We start from the raw sequence: 259 nt of genomic DNA on the forward strand, positions 1-259 counted from the left end.
TGAGGCCGACATCATCGCCCGTGACGCCTCCGCGACCCTGAAGATGTGGACCCACAATCCGGGCGGTTACTTCAACTCGCCGGTCAATGTGACGGGTGGCTGGAACTTCACGCAGACCGTGGCCGGTGACTTCAACAGCGACGGCAGGGCCGACATCATTGCCAAGGACGCCGACGCCAACCTCAAGATGTGGCTCGGTCGTGGGAACGGCACTTTCAACGCCGCCGTGCAGGTCACCGGCGGGTGGAACTTCACGCAG

1 protein-coding gene is annotated in these 259 nt (G+C 63.3%); it reads left to right on the forward strand.

The features are described from left to right. The coding region (locus IF89_RS0136930; protein WP_030778316.1) for an FG-GAP repeat domain-containing protein at positions 1 to 259 on the forward strand (259 nt) is incomplete at both ends.

The organism is Streptomyces sp. NRRL F-2664, assembly GCF_000719345.1.
GTDB lineage: Bacteria > Actinomycetota > Actinomycetes > Streptomycetales > Streptomycetaceae > Streptomyces.